Here is a 5,889-nt window from a genome sequence, read left to right on the forward strand (position 1 = left end):
GAGACCACTGGTCGCGCAGCTCGATCAGGTCGGCCACGAGGTGGTTGCCGTTGGCGATGGCGCGCATCGTCGCGCCCGCCATCTCGGCGACGATCGGGGCGGGATCGCCGTCACGGTAGGCGCCGAGCGCCGCGAAGTAGCGGGACGTGTCGGTGAGCAGGCCGGCCGAGATCGGCACGGTGACCCGTTGGGAGATGCCCTTGCTGCGCAGGACGGCGTGGACCAGCGCCCGGCCGGTGCGGCCGTTCCCGTCGGTGAACGGGTGGATCGTCTCAAGCTGCGCGTGTGCGAGCGCCGCCTGAACGAGCACGGGCAGGTCGTCGCGGCGCACGAAGGCGATGAGGTCGGCCATCGCCTCCGGGACGCGGCTGTGGTGCGGGGGCACGAATTCGGCCGCGTGCGGGCTGTACGGGGTGCCTCCGACCCACACCTGCTCGTCCCTCCACCGCCCGGCGCGGCTCGGGTCGCTGTCGGCGAGCAGCGTGCGGTGCAGGGCCAGCACGGAGGCGAGGTCGAGACGGTCGGCGAGCGCGAGCGCCGCGCGCATGGTCGCGACGTTGCGTGCGACCAGTCGGGCCTCGGGCCCGGTCGCCGCTCCGATCTCGGCCAGGGCCAGCTGGTGCGCCCCCGCGGTGAGGTTCTCGATCTGAGACGACGAGGCGGACTCGCTGCGCAGGAGGATCGTGCTCATCGGTCCGAGCTCGGTCAGCTCCGTCGCCTCCGGCTCCGGGTGGTCGCTGAAGGCTCGCGAGACCCAGGTGTCGAACCGGGCGACCTCGACCGCCGCCTCCTCCGCCTCGGCGATCAGCGCCGTGTCGAGGTCGACCTGCGCCGCGGTGATGGCCGGGACGACGGCCGCCTCGTACGGCTCAGGGTGCCGGCGGCGCCGGTGACGGGCGAGCCCGGCGGCGGGCCGGTCGGGCCAGGGCCGCTCCTCCCACCGCACCGCCGGCCACGGAACCTTGTCCATGACCGCACGTTACCGAAGGTTCTCGCCGTTTCCTTCGCTCGCGAGCGCGCCCAGACGCGCCCGGATCCGTGCCGCGTACTCGTCGGCCTCGCCGTCGCCGTACCTGGTCCGCGGCCAGAAGAAGCCGCGCAGACCGTCCCCCTTGGTGCGGGGGACCACATGGACGTGCAGGTGTGGCACGGACTGGGAGACGACGTTGTTGGCAGCGACCCACGTCCCCTGGGCGCCGAGGGCCTCCGGCAGCGCTCTCGCGATCTGCTGCACGACGGCGAAGTAGGGGCCGAGCCGCTCCACGGGCAGGTCCGGCAACGTCACCACGTGCTCGCGAGGGACGACGAGGACGTGGCCCTTGAAGACGGGACGATGGTCCAAGAAGCCGATCGTGTCGGCGTCCTCGTGCACGATGGGGGCTGCCAGCTCCCCGGCGACCACGCGACAGAACGTGCACGACGCGTCGTACGACTCAGACATGGAGGCATCGAACCATGGGCACAGCGCTGTCACAGGACGACCTCGCACTGAGGACCCTCGCCCGCCAGTTCCCCAGGTCCACGGGCACGGCGGTCGACGACCTGGTCTCGTTGTACTCCGCGCTCGGACCGGTCCAGACTCAGGTCCCGCGCGCGGCGTTCGTCTTCGCGGCGTCGCGGCTGCCCGGCATCACCCACGAGACGGTCGTCGAGGCGTTCGAGTCCTACGCGCTGGTCAAGGGCACGACGCTGCGTGGGACGGTCCACAGCTCGACGCCGTTGCACCACGCCTGGTCGGCCGCGATCACCCGCGGCTGGCTCGACACGTCGCTGACCAAGGCGCTGTCGCTGCAGGCCGTGTCCTCCGACGACGTACGCGCCGAGACTGCCGCGTACGCCGCCGACCTCTGGCGCGAGCGCGACGACCTCGTGGCCCACGTGCTCGAGTGGCTGGGCGAGCACGAGCCGGACGGCCGTGGCGTCGCGGCCGACACCTCCACCCGCAACCTGATCCGCTCGGCGCCCGGGCTCGTCCGTCGTCCGCCCGACCGTCGCTGGCACACCCGCACCGACACCCTCTACCGGGCGGCGGGTGCCGTGGTCGACGTCGACGTCGACGCGCACGACCCCGACGTCGCCCGCCGTGCGCTGGTGCGGACACATCTCGCGTCGTACGGGCCTGCGACCCGCCGTGACGTCGCGTGGTGGCTGGGCGAGCGGCTCCGCCCCGTCGACGCGGCCGTCGAGGCCCTGGGGGATGAGGTGGTGCGACGGGAGGGTCCCGGTGGCGCGACCTACCTCGACCTTGTCGACGCACCCGACGGCAGCACGTACGAGGGTGGGGTCAGGATGCTGCCCGAGTTCGACGGCGTCCTGCTCGGGTTCGAGGGGACGGGGCCGGAGCGCGGACGCTTCACCGCGATCGACAACCTGCCCACGATCTTCAACAAGGTCAACGGCATGTGCAGCCCGATCGTGCTCGACGGGACTCGCATCGTCGCTCGATGGAGGATCGTCCCGAGGGGTGCCCGGATCGACGTCGAGGTGCTCCCGCTCCCGGGCGAGCACCCGCCCGACGAGGCGGCCGTCGCCGACGCGCTGACCGCCGTCGAGTCGGTGCTCGACACCGAGGTCGCCGAGCTCCGCACGGTCGTGGAGTGACCTGGCGCGGGCGACGGTTCCGTGGGTAGTTGGAGGCGATGGCCTAAGATCGAATGACGCCCACCCAGACCCGCGGAGGACCATGAGCACGCTCGATCGCATCAGCCAACCGAGCGATCTGCGGGATCTCACCGACCCCGAGCTCGACGCGCTCGCCGAGGAGATCCGCGAGCGGCTGATCGTCGCCGTCGCCACGCACGGGGGGCACCTCGGCCCGAACCTCGGGGTCGTCGAGCTGACGATGGCGATCCATCGGGTGTTCGACTCTCCGCGCGACCGGGTGATCTTCGACACCGGTCACCAGGCGTACGTGCACAAGATGCTGACCGGCCGGGCTGCTGAGTTCGAGAACCTCCGTACCGAGGGCGGCCTCTCCGGCTACCCGAGCCAGGCCGAGTCGGCCCACGACGTCGTGGAGAACTCCCACGCGTCGACCAGCCTCTCCTATGCCGACGGGCTGGCGAAGGCGAACATGGTCACCGGCCGGCCCGACCACGTGATCGCGGTGATCGGCGACGGCGCCCTGACCGGCGGCATGGCCTGGGAGGCGCTCAACAACATCGCCGCCAACGTCGACCGGCGCCTGGTGGTCGTCGTCAACGACAACGGCCGGTCCTACCGTCCGACCGTCGGCGGTCTCGCCAACCACCTGGCTCGGCTGCGCACCAACCCGCGCTACGAGCCGACGCTCAAGGCGGTGCGCGAGCGCCTCACTCAGACCAACGCGGTGGGACAGGTGACCTACGAGGCGCTCCACGCGATCAAGAAGGGTCTCAAGGACGCGCTCTACCCGCAGGGCATGTTCGAGGACCTCGGTCTCAAATACATCGGACCTATCGACGGCCACGACCGGCCGATGGTGGAGGAGGCGCTGGCACGGGCGCGGACCTACGGAGGGCCGGCGATCGTCCACGTCATCACGACGAAGGGTCAGGGCTACGAGATCGCGGTGGCCAACGAAGAGGACCAGATGCACCAGGCCAAGGCGTTCGACCGCCTGACCGGTGAGGCGCTGGCCGTGGAGCCGACCTCGTGGACGTCGGTCTTCCGCGACGAGCTGGTCCGGATCGGTGACGAGCGCCGCGACGTCGTCGCGATTACGGCGGCCATGCTGTCGCCGACCGGCCTCGACGCGTTCGCCGACAAGTTCCCCGAGCGCACCTACGACGTGGGCATCGCCGAGCAGCACGCGGTGACCAGCGCGGCGGGCCTGGCGATGGGCGGGCTCCACCCGGTCGTCGCGGTCTACGCGACGTTCCTCAACCGGGCGTTCGACCAGGTCCTGCTCGACGTCGCCCTGCACCGGTGCGGCGTGACGTTCGTGCTCGACCGCGCCGGCGTCACCGGTGACGACGGTCCCAGCCACAACGGCATGTGGGACATGTCGATCCTTCAGGTGGTCCCCACGCTGCAGCTGGCGGCGCCGCGCGACGGCACTCGTCTCCGTGAGCTGCTCCGCGAGGCGGTGGCGGTCGACGATGCGCCGACCGTGGTGCGCTTCCCCAAGGGAGGCGTGTCCGACGACGTCGAGGCCGTCGACGTCGTGGGCCGCAGCGACGTGCTGCTGCGCGAAGGCGCGGAGGACGTGCTCGTGGTCGCCGCCGGCCCGATGGTCCACCAGGCGCTCGACGCCGCAGCGCTGCTGCGGGCGGAGGGTGTCGGTGTCACGGTCGTCGACCCCCGGTGGGTCAAGCCCCTCGACCCTGCTCTCGTCGAGCTTGCTGCGCGACACCGTCTTCTCGTCACGATCGAGGACAGCGGCCGTGTCGGCGGGATGGGGTCGGTCCTCACCCAGATGCTCGCCGACGCCGACGTCCGCACCCCGGTGCGCGTCCACGGCGTCACGCAGGAGTTCTTCGACCACGCCAAGCGTGCCGTCCTCCTCGAGCGGATGGGCCTGACCGGAGAGGCCATCGCGGCCGACACGCTGGCACGTCTCTGACCTGCCGGAGCCGCGCGCACGCGGCATAGTGTCCCCGAGGGAGAGGGGACCCCGATGGCCAGGAGCGCGCTGTTCCGTACGAAGTCGGTCGAGCAGTCCATGAAGGACACCGACGATCCCGAGACACGACTCAACCGCAACCTCGGAGCCCTCGACCTGATCGTGTTCGGCGTCGGCGTGATCGTGGGCGCCGGCATCTTCGTCCTCACCGGTCAGGCGGCCGCGACGACGGCCGGGCCCGCGATCGCCATCTCGTTCCTCGTCGCGGCTCTCGCCTGCGGCCTCGCCGCCCTCTGCTACGCCGAGTTCGCGTCCACCGTGCCGGTCGCGGGCAGCGCCTACACCTTCTCCTACGCCACCTTCGGCGAGCTGATCGCCTGGACGATCGGCTGGGACCTGGTGCTCGAGTTCACCGTCGGCTCGGCGGCCCTTGCGTCCGGCTTCTCCTCGTACTGGAACAACCTCGTCGAAGGCACGTTCCTCGAGCTCCCCGCCCAGCTGAGCACCGCGGCGGGCACGGGTGTCGTCGACATCCCTGCCATCGTGATCTCGCTGCTCGTGATGTGGGTGCTGATCGTCGGCATCAAGTTCTCCAGCCGGATCAACCAAGTCGTCGTGGCCATCAAGGTCGCCGTCGTGCTGCTCGTCATCATCGCGGGCATCCGCTACATCGACGCGCAGAACTGGTCGCCGTTCGTCCCGCCGTCCGAGCCACCGGCGCCTGGGGAGGGGGGCTGGCTCAAGACCCCGCTCGTCCAGTCCCTCCTCGGGCTCGATCCCGCGGTGTACGGCGTCGCCGGGATCTTCACCGGCGCAGCGATCGTCTTCTTCGCCTTCATCGGCTTCGACGTGGTCGCCACCACCGCGGAGGAGACGCACAACCCGCAGCGCAACGTCCCGATCGGGATCTTCGGGTCGCTCGCGATCGTCACCGTGCTCTATATGGCGGTCAGCCTGGTGATCACGGGCATGCAGAACTTCCACGACATCGACCCGGAGGACGGCGCTCCGCTCGCGACCGCGTTCGACGCCGTCGGGGTGGGCTGGATGGGCGACGTGATCTCGGTCGGCGCCTGCATCGGGCTCGTCGTCGTGGTGATGATCCTCATGCTCGGGCAGACCCGCGTGGCCTTCGCGATGGCGCGTGACGGGCTTCTCCCGCGGTGGCTCGCCCAGACCCACGGCGAGCGCCACACGCCCCACCGGATCACCTTCGTCACCGGGATCGCGGTGGCGGCGATCTCCGGGTTCGTCGACCTCTCCACGCTCGCCGACCTCGTCAACATCGGCACGCTCTTCGCGTTCGTCCTGGTCAGCGTCGGCGTGGTCATCCTGCGCCGTACCCG

Annotated in this window: 5 protein-coding genes; 3 read left to right on the forward strand and 2 right to left on the reverse strand. The window is 70.8% G+C overall.

Features of this window, described 5'->3' with window-relative positions:
• Both PV363_RS14945 and PV363_RS14950 read right to left on the reverse strand, forming a co-directional pair.
• Window positions 1-970: Fic family protein (locus tag PV363_RS14945; RefSeq protein WP_301022733.1), on the reverse strand; the 970-nt coding region annotated here is incomplete at its 3' end.
• A 9-nt stretch (window positions 971-979) separates the two neighbouring features.
• The gene (locus tag PV363_RS14950; RefSeq protein ID WP_220341535.1) at window positions 980-1,441 is read right to left on the reverse strand and encodes an HIT family protein; all 462 of its coding nucleotides are present in this window, start codon (window positions 1,439-1,441) and stop codon (window positions 980-982) included.
• Between the two features lie 14 nt (window positions 1,442-1,455).
• On the opposite strand from PV363_RS14950, the gene PV363_RS14955 reads away from it, so the two are divergent.
• The 3 genes from PV363_RS14955 to PV363_RS14965 form a co-directional block, all read left to right on the forward strand.
• Window positions 1,456-2,601 carry a crosslink repair DNA glycosylase YcaQ family protein gene (locus PV363_RS14955; protein WP_301022734.1) on the forward strand — a complete coding sequence of 382 codons (1,146 nt, stop codon included), beginning with the start codon at window positions 1,456-1,458 and terminating at the stop codon, window positions 2,599-2,601.
• An 82-nt stretch (window positions 2,602-2,683) separates the two neighbouring features.
• Complete coding sequence (gene dxs / locus PV363_RS14960) at window positions 2,684-4,543, forward strand: 1-deoxy-D-xylulose-5-phosphate synthase (RefSeq protein ID WP_220345011.1); 1,860 nt, start codon at window positions 2,684-2,686, stop codon at window positions 4,541-4,543.
• 54 nt (window positions 4,544-4,597) lie between these two features.
• The coding region (locus PV363_RS14965) for an amino acid permease (protein WP_301022735.1) at window positions 4,598-5,889 on the forward strand (1,292 nt) is incomplete at its 3' end.

The sequence above is a fragment of the Mumia sp. genome (genome assembly GCF_028803055.1).
Lineage (GTDB): Bacteria > Actinomycetota > Actinomycetes > Propionibacteriales > Nocardioidaceae > Mumia.

Excerpts from the sequence above, each read along its gene's own strand:
- PV363_RS14950 (WP_220341535.1), bottom strand. The coding sequence starts at position 1,441 with ATGTCTGAGTCGTACGACGCGTCGTGCACGTTCTGTCGCGTGGTCGCC.
- PV363_RS14955 (WP_301022734.1), top strand. The coding sequence starts at position 1,456 with ATGGGCACAGCGCTGTCACAGGACGACCTCGCACTGAGGACCCTCGCC.
- dxs (WP_220345011.1), top strand. The coding sequence starts at position 2,684 with ATGAGCACGCTCGATCGCATCAGCCAACCGAGCGATCTGCGGGATCTC.